The organism is Mycobacterium cajalii, assembly GCF_045809005.2.
Classification (GTDB): Bacteria; Actinomycetota; Actinomycetes; order Mycobacteriales; family Mycobacteriaceae; genus Mycobacterium.
Map to the genome: position 1 here is coordinate 4593125 of NZ_CM141436.1, position 20767 is coordinate 4613891.

Below are 20767 nucleotides of genomic sequence, written 5' to 3' on the forward strand. Positions count from 1 at the left end.
GTGAGGAGCGTCTGCCGAATGACAACCGCCGAAGTTCCCGAAGTCTCCGACGAGGACTTCCAGGAGATCCAAGCCCAGACCCGTCAGTTCGTCCGCACCGCGGTGCTACCGCGCGAACAGGAGATCTTGGCCGACGACCGGGTGCCCGACGACCTCCGCGAGCAGGCCGCCAAGATGGGGTTGTTCGGTTACGCGATTCCCCAGCGGTGGGGCGGGCTGGGGCTGAACCTGGCCCAAGACGTCGAACTGGCAATGGAATTGGGCTACACCTCGCTGGCGCTGCGGTCCATGTTCGGCACCAACAACGGCATCGCCGGGCAGGTGCTCGTCGGCTTCGGCACCGACGGGCAGAAGGAGCGCTGGCTCGAGCCGATGGCGTCCGGCGACGTCGTCGCGTCCTTCGCCCTGACCGAGCCCGGCGCCGGATCCAACCCCGCCGGACTGAAAACCAAAGCCGTTCGCGACGAAGATAACTGGGTCATCTCGGGGCAGAAGCGCTTCATCACCAACGCGCCCGTCGCCGACCTGTTCGTGGTGTTCGCGCGCACCCGGCCGGCCGACGACCAGGGCCCCGGGATCGCGGTGTTCCTGGTCCCCGCGGACGCCGCGGGCGTCGAGGTGGGCGCCAAGGACGCCAAGATGGGCCAGGAGGGCGCGTGGACCGCCGACGTCGGCTTCACCGACGTGCGGGTCGGGCCCGACGCGCTGATCGGCGGCAGCGAGGACATCGGCTATCGCGCGGCGATGACCTCTTTGGCGCGCGGCCGGGTCCACATCGCCGCACTGGCCATGGGCGCGGCCCAGCGCGCGCTCGACGAGTCGGTGTCCTACGCCGCCACCGCGACCCAGGGCGGGGCGCCGATCGGCAGCTTCCAGTTGGTGCAGGCGATGCTCGCCGACCAGCAGGCCGGGGTACTGGCCGGGCGCGCCCTGGCCCGCGAGGCCGCGCGGCTGTGGGTCACCGGCGAGGACCGCCGGATCGCGCCGTCGGCGGCCAAACTCTTCTGCACCGAGACGGCCGGCAAGGTCGCGGATCTGGCGGTGCAGATTCACGGCGGCAGCGGCTACATGCGCGGGGTGCCCGTGGAGCGCATCTACCGCGACGTGCGGCTGCTGCGACTGTACGAGGGCACCAGCGAGATCCAGCGGCTGATCATCGGCTCCAACCTGGTCAGGGCGGCGCAGCGGTGAGCGGGCGGCTCGCGGGGAAGGTCGCCTTCGTCACCGGCGCCGCGCGCGGCCAGGGCCGGGCGCACGCGGTCCGCATGGCCGCCGAGGGCGCCGACGTCATCGCCGTCGACATCGCCGGCAAGCTCCCGTCGTGCGTTCCCTACGACCCCGCCACGCCCGAGGACCTCGCCGAAACGGTTCGCCTCGTCGAGGAGACGAACCGCAGGATCGTTGCCGCCGTCGTCGACACCCGTGACTTCGCGGGGCTGCGCAAGGCCGTCGACGATGGTGTCGCCGCGCTCGGGCGCCTCGACGTCATCGTGGCCAACGCCGGGGTCTCGGCCCCGCAGGCCTGGGACGAGATCACCCCTGAAACCTTCCGCGACGTCATGGAGATCAACGTCACCGGCACCTGGAACACCGTGATGGCCGGCGCGGACAAGATCATCGCGGGAGGGCGCGGCGGCTCGATCATCCTGATCAGCTCCGCGGCCGGCATGAAGCTGCAGCCGTTCATGGTGCACTACACCACCAGCAAGCACGCCGTCACCGGGATGGCCCGCGCCTTCGCCGCCGAGTTGGGCAAGCACTCGATCCGGGTCAACAGCGTGCACCCGGGTCCGGTGAACACGCCCATGGGGTCCGGGGACATGGTCGCGGCCATCGGCAAGGCCATGGAGACCAACCCGCAGTTGTCCAGCATGCTGACGCCGTTCCTGCCGACGTGGGTCGCCGAGCCCGAGGACATCGCCGACACGGTGTGCTGGTTGGCCAGTGACGAATCGCGCAACGTCACCGCAGCCCGGATCCCGGTGGACCAGGGTTCGACCCAATACTGAACTTCGCGGGACGGGAATAGCCGGCCCGGATCGGTGCTTGCAGTCGGCATGAAAAGCTTCAGCGACACCGAACGCCAGGACTTCCTTGCCGCAACGCACGTCGCCGTGCTCTCCGTCGATGCCGGCGACGGCCGCCCGCCGGCCAGCGTCCCGATCTGGTACGACTACAGCCCCGGCGGCGACGTGCGGATCATGACCGGCGCGTCCAGCCGCAAGGCCCGGCTCATCGAGCGCGCGGGTGCGGTGACGCTGGTGGTTCAGCGCGAGGAGTTGCCCTACCAATACGTGGTGGTGGAGGGCACCGTCGTGGACACCACCAAGCCGGCCCCGGGCGACCTTCAGGAAGCCATCGCCATCCGCTACCTCGGCGAGGAGGGCGGCCGCGCCTTCGTGCGCAGCATGGAGGGCGTCGAGGAGGTCTTGTTCACCATCCGGCCCGGCCGCTGGCTCAGCGCCGACTTCTCCGACGAGTTCTGAGTTCTCAGCCGATCAGGTCCAGCGTTCCCAGGTCGCGCACGGCCTGGCAGCCCCGGGCGAGCATCGTCAGCACCATGTCGTCGCCGCGGTCGGTGGCGGCCGCGAACGCGAATCCCAGCGCCGAGATCAGCAGGGCCTGCGGCACGCCGAGCCGGTAGTCGCGCCAGCACGTTTCGCGCTCGTAGCCGCTGACACCGTGTTCCAGGAGCGCGCGGTGGTAGTCGTCGACGAGGTCGTTCTCGATCGCCGAGCGCAGTTGCGGATCCAGGCTGGTGGCGGTGAAGTAGGCGAGGTCCCGGGCGGGAAGTCCCACCCCCAGCGTCTGCCAGTCCACCACGCTCACCCGGCTGCGATCGGGATCGAACAGCATGTTGTCCAGTCGGTAGTCACCGTGCAGCAAGGCGAACCGGTCGTACTCGGCGAGCAGCCAGGGCGTCACCAGTCCCATTGTCGCGGTGAAGGTCTCGCGGTCCGCGGCGCTCATCCGGTCACCGAGTTTCGCCAGGGTGATGTCGAGGCTCATCTTCGCCACCTCGCCGAGCCCCTTCGCGCCGGCTTCGTCGGGACGCGCGAACGCGATGCCCGGAAAATCCAGCCACACCGGGTCGCACCAGCTGGGGCCGTGTAAGCCGGCCAGCGCCGCCACCGCCAGCCGCGCCTCCTGCTCGCCGCAGCCGGCGAGCTGATCGCCCTGCACCGCGGGCGCCTGATCGGCAAGCAGCAGCGCGTAATCCATTGCATCGTCGGTGATCTCGCAGTAGAAACACTGCGGCGTCGGAACCCGGACCCGGTCGGCCACCCCGGCATAGAACGCGCACTCGCTGCGATAGCCGACGGTGACCCGGTCGCGCACGGTGTCGTCCTGGGCCGGCAATTTGATGACGAACGTATCGGGCAGTCCGCCGGGATCCGTCGCGTACCGGGCCTTGACCCGGTACGTGGCGCCGGTCTGTCCGGTGCCGATGGCCACCACCTCCACGCCGGCGATCTCGACGGCGGTGCCGCGCCGGCTGAGCGCGGCGGACAGCCATTCGGGTGTCACGTCGCCGGGATACCGCGGGATCGACACCACCGCACTCATGCACATGCCTCCGTGAAACCGGCTCGATCGGACTGACAAACTGTAAGGCATACGGCAAGAGTTGCGGTGCGCCGGGCTTCACCGCCGCCGCAGCGGCGCACGCAACCGGTCGGCGACCTGGGCGCGCCACTTGTCCGGGGACACCGGCGCCGGTGCCGGGCCCGACGGCGGTACCACCGATTCCTCTGGTGCGACCGCGCTTTCACCGCGCCGGGTGCCCATCGCGCGACCGGCACTCCAGTAGGCCTGGGCGTGGATCCCGGACTTGTGAAAGCCGAACTCGTCCCGCAGCCGGTTGCGCACGTGTTTGAGCGTCGTGGCCTCCGGCGTCGCCCAGGCATACCAGCCCGACCAGTCCCGCGTCTCGATCGCCTCGGCCAGCGACTTCGCATCGCGGCGGGCGACCCAATGCACCCGTGAGCGCGGATGCCGCGCCAGCGGGATCAGGGTGTCGTCATCGTCGTGCTGCTCGAGGTAGGTCTCGATCGGGACGTCGTCGGGCACCGTCCCGATGATCCCGTTGATGCCGGGAATCGACGCCGAGTCACCGATCAGCAGATAACCGGCCGGTCGCTCCGGGGGCGCCTCGAAACGCGACGACCCCATCAGCGACATGACCGCGATCGTCGCGCCCGGCTCGACCGTGCGCGCCCACGACGAAGCCGGCCCGGCCGGGTCGTGCAACACGACATCGACCGCGAAGCGACCGCCGGCCACGTCCGCCTCCGAAATCGTGTATGCGCGCTGGAACTCGGTGGTGGACCCGTCCGGGTCGGGAAACCAGAAGCGCAGCCACGCGGCGGGTTCGGGCACGGCGTCGTCGAACAGCGTCGGCGACACCATGCGTACCCGGACGCAGTGCGGGGCGATGCGCACGGTCTCGGTCACCGTTGCCGTGTGGTCGCGTGCGCCGAAGACCCGCAACACCACACCCTGGAACCCGCGCGCCATCAGCGATGCTCCCCCGCCGCGCCGACCTCTGCCAAGACACCACGCTCCGATTCGGTAAGTTACCCCAAACTAAGGGTTGCCTTACCAAAGGTCAAGCCGGGTCGGCGGGCCCGGTTCGGTCAGGCCGCGCGCCCCTGCAGTTCGCGCAGCGCGCTGCGCAGGCCGCGCCGCTTGCCGGTGGCGGGATCGACGAAGCTGTCCCGCAGCCCTTCGCGGACACGGAATTTCAGTTCCGAGCGGGTTTCCGGGGCGTCGTCGGGACTGGCCTTGAGCAGCTTGTCGGGCAGGGCCAGCTTGAAGATCGTCCAGAACGATTGCCAGTATTGGCGGCCCAGCGATCCCGTGGTGTAGGGCAGGTCGTACTTGTCGCACAGCTCGCGCACCCGAACGCCGATCTCCGCATACCGGTTGCTGGGCAGGTCGGGGAAGAGATGGTGCTCGATCTGATAGCACAGGTTGCCGCTCATGAACGCCATCAGCGGACCGGCGTTGAAGTTCGCCGACCCCAACATCTGGCGCAGGTACCACTCCCCCTGCGTCTCGTTCTCGAACTCCTCGACGGTGAATTTCTCGGCGCCGTCGGGGAAGTGGCCGCAGAAGATCACCCCGTAGGCCCAGACGTTGCGGATCAGGTTGGCGACCATGTTGGCCTTCATGGTGCGCTTCCAGTTCGGCCCGGTCAGCGCGGGGAAGATCAGGTAGTCCTTGCCCTCCTGCTTGAGCACCTTCTTGCCGATGACGCGCAGGTCTTTGCGCGCCTCGGCCCAGGTCTTCTCCTTCTTGCGGATCTTGGCCGTCTCGATGTGGTGCAGGGCGACGCCGTACTGGAAAAGCAGGCCCAGCAGGATGTTGTTGATCGGGTTGCCCAGCATCCAGGGCTCCCACGGCTCGTCGCGGGTGACGCGCATGATCCCGTAGCCGACGTCGCCGTCGAGGCCGACGACGTTGGTGAACTTGTGGTGGATGTAGTTGTGTGAGTGCTTCCATTGCACGCTCGGGCAGGTGGTGTCCCACTCCCACTCCGTGGAATGGATTTCCGGGTCGTTCATCCAGTCCCACTGGCCGTGGATGATGTTGTGCCCGAGTTCCATGTTCTCGATGATCTTGGCGGACGCCAGCATCGCGGTCCCGGTGACCCACGCCAGCTTGTTGTGGCTGGCGAACAAGACAATTCGCGCGCCGGCGGCCAGCGCCCGCTGCAACTGGATGGCTCGGCGGATATAGCGGGAGTCGCGATCGCCGCGGGACTCTTCGATGTCGGCGCGGATCGCGTCGAGCTCCCGTGCGAGCTGCTCGACGTCCTCGGTCGTCAGGTGGGCGTATTCCTTGATGTCGGTGATTGCCATCGGTTATCCCTCGACTCTCTGTGGTGCGTCAGATCTTGATGGTGCAGCTGCCCGAAGCGGTGGAGATGCATGTCTGGATGCGGTCGCCTTCGCGGTGCTCGGTCCCCGACCTCACGTCGCGCACGTGACCGGCCTCCAGCGGGAGGACGCAGGTCTGGCAGATGCCCATCCGGCACCCGAAGGGCATCTGGATGCCGACCCTTTCTCCCGCTTCCAAAAGCGACGTGGCGCCGTCGATTTCGATGCTCTTGTCGGAAATCGAGAAGGTGACCGTGCCGCCCTCGCCGCCCTTGTCGGTGGCGGCGATGGTGAAGCGCTCCATGTGGATCTGGTCGCCGAGGCCTGCGCTCTTCCACACTTCTTCGGCGGTGTCCAGCAGGGCGGACGGGCCGCACACCCACGCCGGTCGCTCCCGCCAGTCCGGAACCATGTCGGCGAGCTTGCCGAAGTCGAAATGGCCTTGAGTGTCGGTGAGCTGCAGGTGAAGTCGGTAATCGGTCTGGCTGCTTTCGAGCTCGCGCAACTCGTCGTGAAAGATCACCGCCTCGGCACCCGGAGCCGAGTGGATGTGCACGATGTCAGCCTGCTGCCGGCGGGACTTCAGCGTGCGCAACATCGCCATGACGGGGGTGATGCCGCTGCCGGCGGTGACGAACAGGATCTTGGCCGGCGGCGGGTCGGGAAGCCTGAAGTCCCCCGTCGGCGCCGCGAGCCGCACGATGGTGCCGGGTTTGACGCCGTTGACCAGGTGACTCGACAGGAAGCCCTCCGGCGTGGCCTTGACGGTGATGGTGATGTTCTTGTTGTCGCGCCGCGGGATCGACGTCAACGAGTAGGAGCGCCAGTGCCACCGGCCGTCGATCCGCAACCCGATGCCCACATACTGGCCCGCCGTGTACCGCCCGGAGAAGCCCCAGCCCGGTTTGATCGTCACGGTCGCCGAGTCGGCGGTCTCCGGGCGCACGTCGACGATGAGGCCGCGCAACTCGCGCGCCGACCAAAGCGGGTTGAGCATCTTGAGGTAGTCGTCGGGCAGCAGCGGAGTGGTCGCCCGGGCCGCCAATCCACGGGGCACGTTGACCCAGGATCTGGCGGCCTGCACGCCTTTGGCGGGCGCCGTGCTCCATCGTGCGAGGGTGCGAAGCGGAGAACCCATTTTTTGTTCCTGCGGTCTGATCGAGGTTGCCGCGAGTCGGTTGAACCACGGTTCCTGACCGGCTTCCCGGCCGCCGCTTTCACTAAACACTTGTTCGCTGAGAACTGGCGGGGATTGGGCGGCGCCCTCGAGGATGCGTTCACGCGCTGGGAATTCGGCGCCGGATCAGCGCGCCCGGCACCCCCGCGCATCGACGCTCATCGGTGCTCACCGAGTTGAGGGCCCCGTAGGTCGGGCCGGCCGGGACCGCCTTCGCTGTGCCCCTACTCCCGGAGAGGTTCCGGGCGGGAGGGCTCGGGCGGGGCGGCCAGGTCGGCTTCGGACTCCTCCCGCTTGCGTGCGCTCAGCTCGCGATCTTCGGCCGCCGCGGCGCGATGACGGATCGCCGACTCCCGGTGCACGTCCGAGTGAGGTGCGCCCTGATCGACGGTGCCGTCCTGGACCCGCGCCAGCCGTTCGTGCGCGCGTGCGGATTCCTCGAAGCTGCGGGCGGCCGACAGGCCCGCATGTGCCGCGCGTTCGCGGGCCTCGCCGGCTCGGCGTTCGGCGAGTTCCACGGCATCGGCGATCACGGATTCGTCCGGTGCCGGTAGTTCGGGTGCGGTGGCCATGGCGTCTCTCCCCTGTTTGTGCGGCCTGCCCGGGTCACCACGGCGCTTGCCCGCAAAGCCGGGCGGCGAAACGTCGGGTTTCGAACCCGTTTCGCGGGGCCTGCCCACGGAGGTACGGGTGCAGCGACCCGGAAGGCTCCACAGCCGACTGGCCGGCGACGGGAAATCAACTTCGGCTGCAGAAGGACATGACTGCGGTTGAATGCATTTACCCGTTTTTTATGTCCCTGCGAATTTATACGCCACAGTCACGTTTTAAAGGCCCCGTGTGATCGCGGCGCCGTTACCGGCGCGCTGCCTTCTTGGCCGCGAACGCAGCACCGACTCGGGATCATTCAAGCGCGTTAGGGGCTGATCGTCAGCCGGGTGTCACGATGGTGCGTCGGTAGCGGGTCTGGCCGTCGACAAGCAAACTTCTCGCGGTCGCGCAAGCCGGCCCGGGGAGGTTGGCACTTTCGCCGCCGCCACCCCGCGCCTTATTCTCTCGGCACCTGTCACATTCATCCGATTCACCCAGACGTGCAGACAACCTCACTAATGTGGTGACGACAACGACCTGACCGGTAAATGATCCAAGGTGACCAGACGCGCGACAGCTTCCGGCGGAGCTTGCGGAGCCGGATTACGTTTGGGTGGTGCGTGGTTAGGGGTTCAGGCGGCGGGTTCGAGGGTGACCCGATAGCCGAGGGCGGTGAGTTGGGCGATGTGGTTACGCATGCGGCGTTCGACGTTGATGCGCAGTGTGTGGTAGTCGGGCCCGAGGTCATGAAAACGCGCGAGCGGGTCGGCCAGCAGATGCCAGACGATGACCAGGATGGAGCGGGCGACCGCGACCAGGGCTTTGAGCTTGCCGCGGCGTTTGACGATGCGGCGGTAGCGCTGGCCGAGGAAGGTGTCGGTGCGGGCGGCCGCGGCAGCGGCTTGCCCGAGCGCGCCCTTGAGGTACGGGTTGCCCTTGCCGGTGCGGCCGCCCCGGGTGACGGGCCCGGATTGGATGGTGCGCGGGCACAGCTTCGCCCACGCCACGAGATGGCCCGGGGTGGGAAAACGGGTCATGTCCAGCCCGATCTCGGCGATGATCACTTGCGCGTTGTGTTCACCGACGCCGGTGATCTCGTCGAGACGCTCGAGGACACTCAGGCGCTCGCACTCGGCCTCAACGGCGGGATCCACCCGAGTCGGCGTGCCGCCGGTGAATCCGGCTGCACCTCGATCTGGCAGCGGCCCGGTATCGGATCGGTCACCTGGGTTGGGTGCGGTGGTGTCGTCGCCGCCACCGTGATCGACCGGGGCGGTCTCGGGCAACTCGGCGATCAGGTCCTCGATCCGGCCGGTGAGGGTGTTGATCTGGGTGCTGAGCGCATCGATCTGGGCCAACAGCATCCGGGCCAGCTCGGCGTGATGGTCATCAAAGCGCCCGTCGAGTGCGGTCATCAGTTCCGAGCGCTTGGCCCTCATCCGCCCGCGAGCCAGCTCGGCCAACCGCCGCGCATCGCGTTCCCCGGCGATGAGCGCCTCGATCATGTCCCGCGTCGACATCGTGTCAAGCCGCGACGCCACGACCGACACCTTGATCAACGCATCCTCGAGCAACTTTTCCAGCCGCTGCCAGTAACGGCTGCGTTCGCGGGTCAGATCCTCGCGCAGCCGGGTGTAGTCGCGCAACCGCCGGATCTTGGCCGGGGGCACAAACGACGGCCGCAGCAGGCCCTTCTCGGTCAACTTGGCCAACCAGACAGCGTCGAGTTTGTCCGTCTTCGGCCGGCCCGGCACATTCTTCACATCCCGGGCATTGACCAGCTGCACCGACAGGCCCGCAGCCTCCGGCAGGTAATACCAGATCCGCCAATAATCCGAGGTCGACTCCACGGTGATCTTCTCCACCCCGAGGTCAACCAACTGCTCACCCAGCTCGGTAATGGCCCCGGTACGCGCGGGAACGTCCCACACCCGGCTAAACCGGCGCCCAGACTTGCCGGGCAATCGCACGCACACCTTCCCGGTCGCCTTGGCCACATCGACCGCGGCGACCCGCTCGATAACCAACTCATACTCGGCGTCAGGAATTACCTCCGGCGCCGCCCTATCGACCGGCGCCGGCCTACGTTTCCGTCCACTGACCATTTCGCTTGCCCTCCATCCGAATCCGTACCAATCCATCGGGTGGGCCGCCTGGGGGCCTCGGTCAAGGGAACCGAAATTCTGACCGGCGTGCTCGAAGCAACAGTGCGTGACCCTTCCAGGTCGGGCCCCGGCACCAGGCTGACTAACGGGCTCCACAGCCCAAGGAAGCGTCGGCGTCGACAGGCGACCCGAACCCATTTTCACGCCTACGAGGCGTCACCGACAGGGACAGGGGGCTGACTAGAGGTGGCGATGTCGTATCTGGCGGTGGCCCCAGAGTTCCTGACTTCGGCGGCAACGGAATTGTCCAAAATCGGCTCGGCGGTGACCGCTGCGCATACGGCGGCGGCGATCCCCACAACCGGGGTGGTGGCCGCGGCCGAGGACGAGGTGTCGGCGGCGGTAGCGTCGCTGTTTTCCGGCCACGGCCAGCACTTCCAGACGCTCAGCGCGCAGGCGGCGGCGTTTCACGCCCAGTTCGTGCGGGCGCTGAGCGGCGCGGGCGGTGCGTATGCGACCGCCGAGGCGGCCAGCGCCAATCCCCTGCAGGCCCTGACGAGTGCCGCCCAGACGGCCGGACAGTTCCAGATCTTCGGGCGGCCGCTGTTCGGGGACGGCACCAACGGGGCGACGGGGACCGGGCAGGCCGGTGGGCCGGGTGGCTGGCTCTTCGGCAACGGCGGAAACGGCGGGTCGGGTGCGGCCGGGCAGCCCGGTGGTGCCGGCGGATCGGCCTTCTTGTTCGGCAACGGCGGCGACGGCGGTAAGGGCGGTGCCGGCATCACCGGCGGCATCGGCCAGGCCGGCGGGAACGGCGGATCGGGCGGGGCGGGCGGGGCCGGCGGGCTGCTGTTCGGCGCCGGCGGGGGCGGCGGGGCCGGCGGAATCGGCGGGGACGGCGGCGCGGCCGCCGCCGGCTCGGGCGCCGTCGGCGGCAACGGCGGCGACGGTGGTACGGGCGGGGCCGGCGGAACCGGCGGGCTGTTGGGCGCCGGCGGGGCCGGCGGCGAGGGCGGCGGCGGAGGTAATGGCGGTACCGGCGGGACCGGCACCGCCGGCAACGGCGGCACCGGTGGTGTCGGTGGTAACGGCGGGGCCGGCGGCGCCGGCGCCGGCTCGTTGGGCGGCAGCGCGGGTACCAACGCCACGGGCGGCAACGGCGGCACCGGCGGCACCGGCGGCAGCACCAGCTTTTCCGGCGCCGTCAGCGGCAACGGCGGCACCGGCGGGCATGGCGGCGCGGGTTCCACCGGCGGCAGCGGCGGCGACGGCGGTGACGGCGGCGCCGCCAGCATCGCCGGGGCCGTCAACGGCAACGGCGGCGTCGGGGGCACCGGCGGCAGCGGCGGCGCCCTCGGCACCGGCGGCAACGGCGGCAGCGGCGGCGACGGCGGTGCCGCCGGCTTCGCCGGCGCCATCGGCGGCAACGGCGGCACCGGCGGCGTCGGCGGCACCGGCTTCACCGGCGGTACCGGTGGCACCGGTGGCAACGGCGGTGGAGGCACCCTCACCACCACCACCAGCGGCGCCATCGCCGGCGGGGGTGGCGGCGGCGGCGGCGACGGCGGCGGCGGCGCCCACGGCGGAAGCGGCGGTGCCGGCGGCAAGGGCGGCGGCGCCGAAATACTCAATTCCGGCGGCGGCGTCGAGGTCACCAGCGCCGGCGGCGGCGGTGGTCAAGGCGGTGGCCACAACTCGCTGGTTCTGGGCGGTGACGGCGGCGGCGGTGGCGGCGGCGGCGCCGTCAACGTCGGTGTCGCCTCGATCACCGGGGGCACGGGCGGCAGCGGCGGAAGCGGGCTCGGTAGTCCCAACTTCGGGGGCACCGGAGGCACTGGCGGCGCGGTCACCGGGAACGCGAGCAACGCCGTCGACGCCGCCGGCGGCGGTGGTGGCGGTGGCGGCACCGGGCTCGCCGACTTCGGCGGCGCCGGCGGCATCGGGGGCGCTGCCAACGCGATCGCCGGCGGCTCCGGCGGTGCGGGCGGCACCAGTTTTCTCGGCGGCACTCCCGGTAACCCCGGCACCGGAAGCGGCACCGGCGCCACCGGTGGCCAGGGCGGCGGCATCGAACCGGTCATCAGCGCGGGCGGCGGTGGCGGCGGCGGCAGCGCCGAGGTCTCCGGCGACGGCACCGCCACCGGCGGCAACGGCGGCACGGGGTACTGAGTGTCCTACTTGCACTGACGGCGACTACTGCATCGGTGCGGGCGGAGGGACTCGAACCCTCACGCTCTCTCGAGCGCCGGCACCTAAAGCCGGTGCGTATGCCAATTTCGCCACGCCCGCAGCCTGCCGATCGTACCGCCCGCCGCACGGACGACGCCGCCGCGCTCGACCCTGACTTGGCTCCGGGGTCGCGGCTCGGCGCGGGCCAACTCAGAACTGATCCATCAGCGCTGCGCACACCGCCGCGCGGTACCGTCGAGGGGTGTCCAGTGAGCCCCCGCGGAGGCGTCGCCACAGGCCCGCGCTGATCGCGTTAGTGATCGTCGCGGCGTGCGGCTGCCTGGCCTTGGGCTGGTGGCAGTGGTCCAGGTTCCAATCCGTTTCGGGTACCTTCCAGAACCTGGGATACGCGTTGCAGTGGCCGATGTTCGCGTGGTTCTGCGTCTACGCCTACCGCAAGTTCGTGCGGTACGAGGAAACGCCGCCGGAGCCGCGCGACAACCAGGGCGCGACCGAGATACCTGCGGGGCTGCTGCCGGAGCGGCCCCATCCGACGCAGCGGCCGCCCGACGACCCCGCGCTCGAGGAGTACAACGCCTACCTCGCCGAGCTCGCCAGGAAAGACACCCAGCAGCAGAACAGGACGACCGCATGACGACACCCGAGACCCCCGGGGCGCCGGCGCCCACGGTGCCCGCCGACAAACTGCGCCCCGCGCTGCTCAGCTACCGGATCATGGCGTGGACGACGGGCCTGTGGTTGATCGCACTGTGCTACGAGATCGTGTCGCATCTGGTCTTCCACCACCAGATCCGGTGGATCGAAGTGGTGCACGGCTGGGTCTACTTCGTCTACGTGCTGACCGCCTTCAACCTTGCCATCAAGGTCAGGTGGCCGATCGGCAAAACCATCGGGGTGCTGCTCTCCGGGACCATCCCACTGTTGGGCATCATCGTCGAGCATTTCCAGACCCGGGACATCAAAGCGCGCTTCGGGCTGTAGAACCCGGGTGTGACGCCGGCGTCACAGCCGGGCGAGCGTGATGCTCACGCCCGGCCGCGAGCCGCCAGCTCCCGCAGCGACGGCACCAACAGCGCCAGCGCGCGACCCCGATGCGACACCGCATCCTTCTGCGCCGGGGTGAGCTGCGCCGCGGTGCGGTCATCGCCACCAGGACCGTCGGGAACGAACACCGGGTCGTAGCCGAACCCGCCGTCGCCCCTGGGTTCTCGCGCGATCCTGCCCGTCCACTCGCCGCGGACGACCACCTCGCCGGACGCCCAGACCAGCGCGCACGCGGACACGAACGCCGCGCCGCGCCGTTCGTCGGGAACGTCGCGCAACTGGGCCAGCAACAGCGCGGTGTTGGCGGTGTCCGCGCCGTGGTTGCCCGACCAGCGCGCCGACAGCACACCGGGCATCCCGTTCAGGGCGGCCACCTCCAGACCGGAGTCGTCGGCCACGCACGCCAGCCCGGTGGCGGCGAACCCGTCCCGCGCCTTGGCCAGGGCGTTCTCCTCGAACGTCGCACCGGTTTCCGGCGCTTCGGCGAACGGCGGAACGTCGTCCAGCGACAGCAGCGTCAGGCCCGACAGCCCGGCACCGTCGAGCACCCGGCGCAGCTCGGCCAACTTCTTGCGGTTGCGGCTGGCGACCAGAAGCCGGGTCACCTCTCGATCCGAGACATGGCGGTCACCCTCCGTACGAAGCCTCTGTGCACACGACAAAGTTAGCCGCAACGGCCACCCCGGCCTGCGCGCCTGGTAGGCCTACAGGGACATACCGAATTCATAGGCGTTGACGGCACCGGGGAACGAGGTGCAATGTGATACTGGTCATATGACCACTGGTCACATTCGGCAGAGAGGCGGAAACTCATGACCACGAGGGACAAGTACACGGACGTGCCCACGCCGTACTCGTGGGAGGTTCCCAGCGCCGGCGACGCGCGTTTCACCTGGGAGTACGACGAGGGACGCGCGCGACTCCTCTCCCTGTACCAGAAGGGGAAGGACAAGCAGTGGGACGCCCAGTCGCGCATCGACTGGGCGCAGGACGTCGACCCCGAGAACCCGGTGGGCCTGCCCGACGAGTTCCATCCGCTGTTCGGCAGCCCGATGTGGGACGCCGCGGACGACGCGCGTCGCGCCGAGATGCGCCAGCACTTCCAGGCCTGGCAGTTCTCGCAGTTCCTGCACGGCGAGCAGGGGGCGATGGTGTGCGCGGCCAAGATCGTCGAGGTCGTCCCGGACCTGGACGCGAAGTTCTACGCGGCCACCCAGACCATGGACGAGGCGCGGCACGTCGAGGCGTTCTCGCGGTTCCTGCAGGACAAGGTCGACCTGGTCTACCCGATCAACAAGCACCTGACCGCGCTGCTGGACGACACCTTGCGCGACTCACGCTGGGACATGCCCTATCTCGGCATGCAGGTCCTCATCGAAGGGCTCGCGCTCGCCGCGTTCGGGGTGCTGCGTGACATGGCGGCGCCCGACTCGCTGGCCAAACAGCTGCTGGCCTACGTCATGCAGGACGAGGCCCGCCACGTCGCCTTCGGCCGAATCTCGTTGAAGGACTACTACTCCGCGCTCACGGAAGCCGAGCGCGGCGAACGCGAAGAGTTCGTCGTGGACGCCTGCTACCTGATGCGCGACCGGTTCCGCGGCGAAGAGGTCTTCGAGACACTCGGCATGGACGTCAAAGCGTGCGCCGAGTGGGTGGACAACTCGCCGTTGATGATCCAGTTCCGCTCGCACCTGTTCAGCCGCATCGTGCCGATCGTCAAGGACATCGGGTTGTGGGGCGACAAGGTGCAGCAGGCGTTCCGGGACATGGGCGTCCTCGACATGGCCGGCTTCGACATCGAGGCGCTGATGAAGGCCGACGAGGATCAGGCCGACGCGCTGGACAAGGCGCACGCCGAAATGGCCGACCGGGCCCTCGAGGTGGACCAGGTGATCGCAGCGGGCGCGAGCTGAGCCGCTCGAGAACCTACGCGCGAGTTTTCTGGTTCAGCGGGGCAATGTCCTGGCTCAGCACCGGCTGTGCCGCCATTTTCCTGTCGTAGGGAACTTCGCAGTCTTCACAACCCCAGATCAATTTGTGCATGTAGCAGCCCACGCAAAACCCCAGCGTGGCCTCCGACCAGGTCAGGACGAAACAGACCGCGACGACGGCCGCCATCGCCACGGGCGAGGCGCCCAACAGGCGCATGGCAAGACACGTCGCGGCCAAAGCGGCACCGAGCAACCATGCGAACCGTTTCGGCCGCGTCGGCTTCCACACCGGGCGAATGTTCATCGTCAACGCCGTGCCCAGAATGCCGGTGGGGCTGAATGGGGTCAATCCGGTAACCGCCGCGGCCAACATGTCGAAAAGCACGAGCGGACCGACAATGATCACCGGATCGGTTTCCGGGCGCATAAGCAATAACGCGATCGTGATTGCCGAGATGATGTTCAGCAAACCCGCCCTCGCGCGGGTCGCAACCTCGTTGACCCGCGGTTCCGCATGCTCGTGCGTCACTTGCCCCATTGCCCACCACGGCCGATTGAGAAAAGCATGCTCGAGTGGGACGTGCCGATTAACCATGAATCGATCCTAAGGAAGCGGTGGGGTATTGGCCACGGCCCCGGTCACGCTCACCGCGAACACGAAGCGACCGGTCAGCTGCCGAACGCCTTCGACGGCGGCGGGCCCTCGGGCAGCACGCCCGGGTAGGGCAGCGCCAGGGCCTCGCGCTGGGCGGCGAACAACGTGTCGCAGGCGCCCAATGCCGCGTCGAGCAGCTTGTCCAGCGTCGAACGCGGGAACGTCGCACCCTCACCGGTGCCCTGAACCTCGACCAACGTCCCGGTATCGGTGGCCACGACGTTCATGTCGACCTCGGCGCGCGAATCCTCCTCGTAGGGCAGGTCCACCCGGATGCGGCCGTCGACCACCCCGACGCTGCAGGCCGCGATGGCACACGACAACGGCCGCGGATCCGACAGCTTGCCCGCCGCCGAGAGGTAGGTCACAGCGTCGGCCAGCGCGACGTAGGCGCCCGTGATGGCCGCGGTGCGCGTGCCGCCGTCGGCCTGCAGGACGTCGCAGTCGACGGCGATGGTGTTCTCCCCCAACGCGGCGAGGTCGATGCAGGCCCGCAGCGACCGGCCGATCAGCCGGCTGATCTCCTGGGTGCGCCCGGACAGCCGGCCCTTCACCGATTCACGGTCGGAGCGGGTGTGGGTCGCCGAGGGCAGCATCGCGTATTCCGCGGTGAGCCATCCCAGGCCGGACCCCTTGCGCCAGCGCGGGACGCCGTCGGTGACGCTGGCGGTGCACATGACCTTGGTGTGGCCGAATTCGATCAGGACCGAACCCGCCGGATGGTCGGTGAACCCCCGGGTGATGACCACGGGGCGAAGCTCGTCATCGAGGCGACCGTCTTCTCGTTTGGACACTCACCAACCCTAGCCAAGCCTGCGGCCGGGCGCTCAGACCCGTTCGGAGCGGCGGATGTCGAACGTCTCGCCGCACACGACGGCGTGCACCGGGCCGTCGAACTCGGCCTTGGCTTCGCTGATCACGTCCTCCCGCGAGGTCCACGGTGGGATGTGCGTCAACAGCAGCTCCCGCACGCCGGCCTGCGCCGCGGCCCTGCCGGCCTCGGTGCCCGACAGGTGCAGGGCGGGCGGGCGGTCCGGGGAGTGCGTCCACGAGGCCTCGCACAGGAAGACGTCGGCATCGCGCGCGAGTTCGACGAGCTGGTCGCAGAAGCCCGTGTCGCCGCTGTAGACGAAAGACGCGCCGGTGGGGTCGGTGACCCGCAACCCGTACGACTCGCACGGGTGAGCCACCACCCGCGGCACCACCGTCAGCGCGCCGAACGTCACGGGTTCGCCGTCGACCCAGTGGCGGACGTCGAAAATGTCGGAGCAGTCGTCGATCTCGCCGCCGAAAGGCGAGGACGCCGCCCCCAACCGCGACCAGGTGTCGCTGGGGCCGTACAACGTCGCCTTGCCTTCGGGGCGGATCGGGTGATACCGACGCCAGACGAACAGCCCCGGCATGTCCAGGCAGTGGTCGGCGTGCAGGTGCGACAGCATCACGTGTACCGAACTGGGATCGGCGTAGCGCTGCAACGCCCCCAGCACGCCGCCACCGAAGTCGAGCACCAGCGGCGGGGTGTCCGGCGCGCGGAGCAGGTAGCCCGACGCAGGCGAATCCGGGCCCACCACGCTGCCTGAGCAGCCGAGCACGGTAATTCGCACGGACACTACTGTGCCATGCCCGATACCGGCATGACGAAAACATGGCCGCATTTATGTGACCAGAATCTCCCTCGCCACTAGCGCTCGGACGGGTGGCGAAGCGGCCGCACCCCCGTCACCGACGGACCCAGGAACCGCGCCGCGAGTTTGGTGAACGCCTCGGGGTCGCCGGTGGCCTCGAACACCCGGCTCGCCGGCGGGGCGCCGGGACGCTCGGGGTGTGGGCGCAGCAGGTCTCGTTCGGTGAGCACCCGAAGCACCTCCTTGGCGGTTTCCTCCGCGCTCGACACGAGCGTCACAGTGTCGCCCATCGCCAGCTGGATCAGCCCGGACAGCAGGGGATAGTGCGTGCAACCCAGCACCAGCGTGTCGACCCCGGCGCGCTGCAACGGCTCCAGGTAGCCCTCGGCCAGCCCGAGCACCTGACGTCCGCTGGTGACGCCGCGCTCCACGAAGTCCACGAAGCGCGGGCAGGCCACCGCGGTGATCTCGGTGTCGCGGGCGGCGGCGAAGGCGTCCTGGTAAGCGTGCGAGGCGATGGTCGCCTGCGTCCCGATCACCCCGATGCGGCCGTTGCGGGTGGTGGCGACCGCGCGCCGCACCGCCGGCAGGATCACCTCGACGACGGGCACGGCATAGCGTTCGCGCGCATCCCGCAGGCACGCCGCCGAGGCCGTGTTGCAGGCGATCACCAGCGCCTTGACGCCGCGGTCGACCAGGTCGTCGCCGATCGCGAGCGCGTGCGCGCGGATCTCGGGAATCGGGAGGGGCCCGTAGGGGCCGTGCGCGGTGTCGCCGACGTAGATGATGTCCTCGTCGGGCAGCTGGTCGATGATGGCCCGGGCCACCGTCAGCCCGCCGACACCGGAATCGAAGATCCCGATGGGAGCCGGGGGCGAGGTCACGCGCTGCGCCGCTGGGTCGAGGCCTTCTTGACGGCGCGGGCCTTGCGCTCCGGGGCGGACAGCGCGTAGGCGGCCACCACGCCGGCGACCGCTCCGCACAGGTGGCCCTGCCACGACACGCCGCCGCACCTGCCCAGCACCGGCATGGCGCCGAGCAGGATGCCGCCGTAGACCAACAAGACCGCCAGGCCGATGATGATGTCCCACACCCGGCGCACGAATATCCCGAACACGAGCAGAAAGGCCAGCCAGCCGAAGATCAGGCCGGAGGCCCCGATGTGGTCGGTGGGCCCGCAGCTGCTGCCCAGGTCGCCGATCAGCCAGGTACCGAACCCGCCCAGGATCCACACGATCGTGGTGGCCCACACGAAGCGCGACAGCCCGAACAGCGTCATGAGAAATCCCAGCACCAGCAGCGGCACGGTATTGGCCATCAGGTGCTCCCAGCTGGCGTGCAGGACCGGAGCGAAGACGATGCCCCACAGACCGTCGGCCTGCAGCGGCCTGATGCCGTTGGCGTCCAGCGAGTGCCGCGTCAGCTGGTCGATCAGTTCGACGAGGTAGAGCAGCGCCACGAAGGTGAGGATCGTGGCCGCGCCGAGCATCCACGCGGGCCGCGAGGCCTCCCGGGGCGCCGGCGTGTCCGACCGTCCCTTTCGTCTGGTCATCCGCATCCCCTCATCGGCCGAACGCTCCGGGCAACATGCCGCGGTAGGTCGGTATTCCGGCCACCGACTCGGCACCGAGCACACCGGCCAGCACCGCCCGCGCCACACAGTCGGCGGCCGCGGCGCCCAGTTCGCTGACCAATCCCGCCTCCGGGGAGAAGGCGGCGGGCGTATCGGCCGCGGGCGGTACCTCGAGGGCGCCGGTGGCCAGCGCGAACACCGTGTCGCCGTCCAACGGGGTGTGCGCCGGGCGCACCGCGCGGGCCAGGCCGTCCTGGGCGGCGGTGGCGAGGCGCCGGCAGGCCGCCGGGCTGAGCGCGGCGTCGGTCGCCACGACGCCGATCGTCGTGTTGAGGGGGTTGTCCAGCGGGCTCAGCCTGGGCGGCAGCCGCGCGAACGCCTCGATCTGTTCGGGCGGCGGCGGCCGCAGCGCGAACTCTCGGATCAGGTCCGCCATCCAGGGCAGGCCGGTGGCCCGGTCGGCGACGTCGCCCGCAGAGTTCACCACGACGATCGCGCCGACGGTCACGCCGGACGGCAGCGTCGTCGACGCCGTGCCCACGCCGCCTTTGAGCACCCCGGCCCGCGCCCCGACCCCCGCGCCGACCGTGCCGACCGCCTCACCACCCCGGGCGGCCTCACACGCCGCGTAGCCGAAGTCGGCCGTCGGCCGGCGGTCCCAGCCGCCCACCGCAAGATCGAAGATCACCGCACCGGGCACGATGGGCACCACACCGCCCTCCATCGCGACACCGCGTCCGCGCTCCTCCAGCCACCGCATGACGCCGTCGGCGGCGGCCAGGCCATAGGCGCTGCCACCGGCGAGCAGCACCGCGTCGACGAAGCGCACGGTGTTGGCGGGATCGAGCAGATCGGTTTCCCGGGTGCCCGGCGCGCCGCCGCGGCAGTCGACCGCGCCGACGGTCCCCGGCGGGGTGAGAACCACGGTGACACCGCTGGCCCATCCGGCGCCCGGCGACGCGTCGGGATCCAATCGGTGGTGGTGGCCGACGCGGACGCCTCCGACGTCGGCGATGGAGCCCAGCGGCGGCGCCGTCAAGTTGACCGGGGACCGATCAGCACCAGGACCAGGTATTCCTGCAGGACCGTCAGCCACTGGTAGACGTCGAAGTGGGAGGCCAGCGGGTGGTCGGGCGGCAGGCGGTCGGGGCCCTCCGGCCCGATTTCGAGCATGACGCCCAGCGTCAGTCGGATGTCGTTGACCGCCGAGACCCAGGCGTTCGCCTCGTCCTCGGTCAGCTCGAACTTGCCGGCCCTGGCCGGGATCGTCTGCAACAACTGTTGCGCCGCAACGCGTTTGGCCTCGATGATCTCCGGCTCATGCAGGCTGCGCAGCGCGGCGTTCAGGTCTTCGGGAACCTCGGGCGAGGGCTCGTCGTCGGCGTCGGGCCGGTAGAAGTCGGGCAGCAGGCGGCGCAGGGTCGGATCGCGCGGCGGCTCGGAGTTCCCGGTCTTCATGCCGGTGATCTCTTCGAGTTCGTCTGCCGGAGCGGAGGATTCGCGCTCGTCGAGCAGGCCGATCATCGCGCTGACGAGGTTTCGGAGCAACTCGGCCTCGTGGGTGGCCAGGGAGGACCGAAAGCGAGGACCCTCGGGGGTCTCGACGCGCTTCCATTTGCGCACAGGGAATCGGGTGCCCTCACCGGTCCTGCTGCAGGGTCGCCCACAACCCCGCGGCGTGCAGTTTGGACACGGCGGCTTCCATGGACTCGCGGCTGCCCGCCGACACCACCGCCTTGCCCTCGTTGTGCACCTGAAGCATCAGCTTGGTGGCATGTGGCTCGCTGTAACCGAACAACTTCTGCAACACATACGTGACATAGGTCATCAGGTTGACCGGGTCGTCCCACACGATCGTGACCCATGGACCGGCCGTCACGTCGACGGGGGCAGCCTCGCGTTGTCCGGTAGTGCCCGGTTTGGTGGGCGCTGACGCAACAACCATGGCTCCCAGGATAGCGAGCCCCACATCTGAATACCGAACCCCGCACGGG

21 protein-coding genes, 1 tRNA gene and 1 pseudogene are annotated in these 20767 nt (G+C 69.4%); 7 read left to right on the forward strand and 16 right to left on the reverse strand.

Annotated elements, in window-relative coordinates; all coding sequences use genetic code 11:
* Window positions 1-18 precede the first annotated feature (18 nt).
* Genes ACJ512_RS21735 through ACJ512_RS21745 form a run of 3 tightly spaced genes read left to right on the forward strand, consistent with a single transcriptional unit; the run spans window position 19 to window position 2486 of the window.
* Entirely contained in the window at window positions 19-1191 is a 1173-nt protein-coding gene (locus ACJ512_RS21735; protein ID WP_407688945.1) for an acyl-CoA dehydrogenase family protein, read from the forward strand.
* On the forward strand, window positions 1188-2009 hold the full coding sequence (locus ACJ512_RS21740) for a mycofactocin-coupled SDR family oxidoreductase (protein WP_407688944.1): 822 nt from the start codon (window positions 1188-1190) through the stop codon (window positions 2007-2009). Before ACJ512_RS21735 ends, ACJ512_RS21740 begins: the two co-directional genes overlap by 4 nt.
* Window positions 2010-2057: 48 nt before the next feature.
* Window positions 2058-2486: a pyridoxamine 5'-phosphate oxidase family protein gene (locus ACJ512_RS21745; RefSeq protein ID WP_407688943.1), complete on the forward strand. Its 429-nt coding sequence runs from the start codon at window positions 2058-2060 to the stop codon at window positions 2484-2486.
* 4 nt (window positions 2487-2490) lie between these two features.
* On the opposite strand, the gene ACJ512_RS21750 is transcribed toward ACJ512_RS21745, so the two are convergent.
* From ACJ512_RS21750 to ACJ512_RS21775, 6 genes and pseudogenes are all read right to left on the reverse strand, one after another.
* The gene (locus tag ACJ512_RS21750; RefSeq protein ID WP_407688942.1) at window positions 2491-3567 is read right to left on the reverse strand and encodes a phosphotransferase family protein; all 1077 of its coding nucleotides are present in this window, start codon (window positions 3565-3567) and stop codon (window positions 2491-2493) included.
* 87 nt (window positions 3568-3654) lie between these two features.
* Window positions 3655-4518 (reverse strand): annotated as a pseudogene (locus ACJ512_RS21755) (siderophore-interacting protein); the annotation flags it as partial.
* 119 nt (window positions 4519-4637) lie between these two features.
* Window positions 4638-5864, reverse strand: a complete 1227-nt coding sequence (locus ACJ512_RS21760; protein ID WP_407688941.1) for a fatty acid desaturase family protein — start codon at window positions 5862-5864, stop codon at window positions 4638-4640.
* Window positions 5865-5892: 28 nt separating this feature from the next.
* Window positions 5893-7020, reverse strand: coding sequence for a ferredoxin reductase (locus tag ACJ512_RS21765; RefSeq protein WP_407688940.1), 1128 nt, complete (start codon window positions 7018-7020; stop codon window positions 5893-5895).
* Window positions 7021-7283: 263 nt separating this feature from the next.
* Window positions 7284-7631 carry a hypothetical protein gene (locus ACJ512_RS21770; RefSeq protein ID WP_407688939.1) on the reverse strand — a complete coding sequence of 116 codons (348 nt, stop codon included), beginning with the start codon at window positions 7629-7631 and terminating at the stop codon, window positions 7284-7286.
* Window positions 7632-8282: 651 nt separating this feature from the next.
* Window positions 8283-9755, reverse strand: coding sequence for an IS110 family RNA-guided transposase (locus tag ACJ512_RS21775; protein ID WP_461479837.1), 1473 nt, complete (start codon window positions 9753-9755; stop codon window positions 8283-8285).
* Window positions 9756-10007: 252 nt separating this feature from the next.
* Here ACJ512_RS21775 and ACJ512_RS21780 point away from each other — a divergent pair, with 252 nt between their 5' ends.
* A complete protein-coding gene (locus tag ACJ512_RS21780) occupies window positions 10008-11924 on the forward strand; it encodes a PE family protein (protein ID WP_461479838.1) in 1917 nt (638 codons plus the stop codon).
* Between the two features lie 36 nt (window positions 11925-11960).
* On the opposite strand, the gene ACJ512_RS21785 is transcribed toward ACJ512_RS21780, so the two are convergent.
* Window positions 11961-12044 (reverse strand) — tRNA-Leu (locus ACJ512_RS21785).
* A 142-nt stretch (window positions 12045-12186) separates the two neighbouring features.
* On the opposite strand from ACJ512_RS21785, the gene ACJ512_RS21790 reads away from it, so the two are divergent.
* Complete coding sequence (locus ACJ512_RS21790; RefSeq protein ID WP_407686078.1) at window positions 12187-12579, forward strand: hypothetical protein; 393 nt, start codon at window positions 12187-12189, stop codon at window positions 12577-12579.
* A complete protein-coding gene (locus tag ACJ512_RS21795) occupies window positions 12576-12926 on the forward strand; it encodes a DUF3817 domain-containing protein (protein WP_407686077.1) in 351 nt (116 codons plus the stop codon). Before ACJ512_RS21790 ends, ACJ512_RS21795 begins: the two co-directional genes overlap by 4 nt.
* A gap of 44 nt (window positions 12927-12970) precedes the next feature.
* On the opposite strand, the gene ACJ512_RS21800 is transcribed toward ACJ512_RS21795, so the two are convergent.
* Window positions 12971-13594, reverse strand: coding sequence for a non-canonical purine NTP pyrophosphatase (locus tag ACJ512_RS21800; protein WP_407686076.1), 624 nt, complete (start codon window positions 13592-13594; stop codon window positions 12971-12973).
* A 207-nt stretch (window positions 13595-13801) separates the two neighbouring features.
* On the opposite strand from ACJ512_RS21800, the gene ACJ512_RS21805 reads away from it, so the two are divergent.
* Window positions 13802-14902: a ferritin-like domain-containing protein gene (locus ACJ512_RS21805; RefSeq protein WP_407686075.1), complete on the forward strand. Its 1101-nt coding sequence runs from the start codon at window positions 13802-13804 to the stop codon at window positions 14900-14902.
* 13 nt (window positions 14903-14915) lie between these two features.
* Here the strand turns inward: ACJ512_RS21805 and ACJ512_RS21810 are convergent, their stop codons facing one another.
* The 8 genes from ACJ512_RS21810 to clpS form a co-directional block, all read right to left on the reverse strand.
* Window positions 14916-15515 carry a DUF4395 family protein gene (locus ACJ512_RS21810; RefSeq protein WP_407686074.1) on the reverse strand — a complete coding sequence of 200 codons (600 nt, stop codon included), beginning with the start codon at window positions 15513-15515 and terminating at the stop codon, window positions 14916-14918.
* Between the two features lie 74 nt (window positions 15516-15589).
* Window positions 15590-16369: a ribonuclease PH gene (gene rph, locus ACJ512_RS21815; protein ID WP_407686073.1), complete on the reverse strand. Its 780-nt coding sequence runs from the start codon at window positions 16367-16369 to the stop codon at window positions 15590-15592.
* Window positions 16370-16402: 33 nt separating this feature from the next.
* Window positions 16403-17185 carry a cyclic nucleotide-degrading phosphodiesterase gene (locus tag ACJ512_RS21820; RefSeq protein ID WP_407686072.1) on the reverse strand — a complete coding sequence of 261 codons (783 nt, stop codon included), beginning with the start codon at window positions 17183-17185 and terminating at the stop codon, window positions 16403-16405.
* Between the two features lie 71 nt (window positions 17186-17256).
* On the reverse strand, window positions 17257-18084 hold the full coding sequence (gene murI, locus ACJ512_RS21825) for a glutamate racemase (RefSeq protein ID WP_407686071.1): 828 nt from the start codon (window positions 18082-18084) through the stop codon (window positions 17257-17259).
* Window positions 18081-18758, reverse strand: a complete 678-nt coding sequence (locus ACJ512_RS21830) for a rhomboid family intramembrane serine protease (RefSeq protein ID WP_407686070.1) — start codon at window positions 18756-18758, stop codon at window positions 18081-18083. Before ACJ512_RS21830 ends, murI begins: the two co-directional genes overlap by 4 nt.
* A gap of 4 nt (window positions 18759-18762) precedes the next feature.
* Window positions 18763-19797: a P1 family peptidase gene (locus tag ACJ512_RS21835; RefSeq protein ID WP_407686084.1), complete on the reverse strand. Its 1035-nt coding sequence runs from the start codon at window positions 19795-19797 to the stop codon at window positions 18763-18765.
* An 11-nt stretch (window positions 19798-19808) separates the two neighbouring features.
* Window positions 19809-20396, reverse strand: coding sequence for an oxidative stress transcriptional regulator AosR (gene aosR / locus ACJ512_RS21840; RefSeq protein WP_407686069.1), 588 nt, complete (start codon window positions 20394-20396; stop codon window positions 19809-19811).
* A gap of 16 nt (window positions 20397-20412) precedes the next feature.
* Window positions 20413-20718, reverse strand: a complete 306-nt coding sequence (gene clpS, locus ACJ512_RS21845) for an ATP-dependent Clp protease adapter ClpS (protein ID WP_407686068.1) — start codon at window positions 20716-20718, stop codon at window positions 20413-20415.
* Between the last annotated feature and the right edge of the window lie 49 nt (window positions 20719-20767).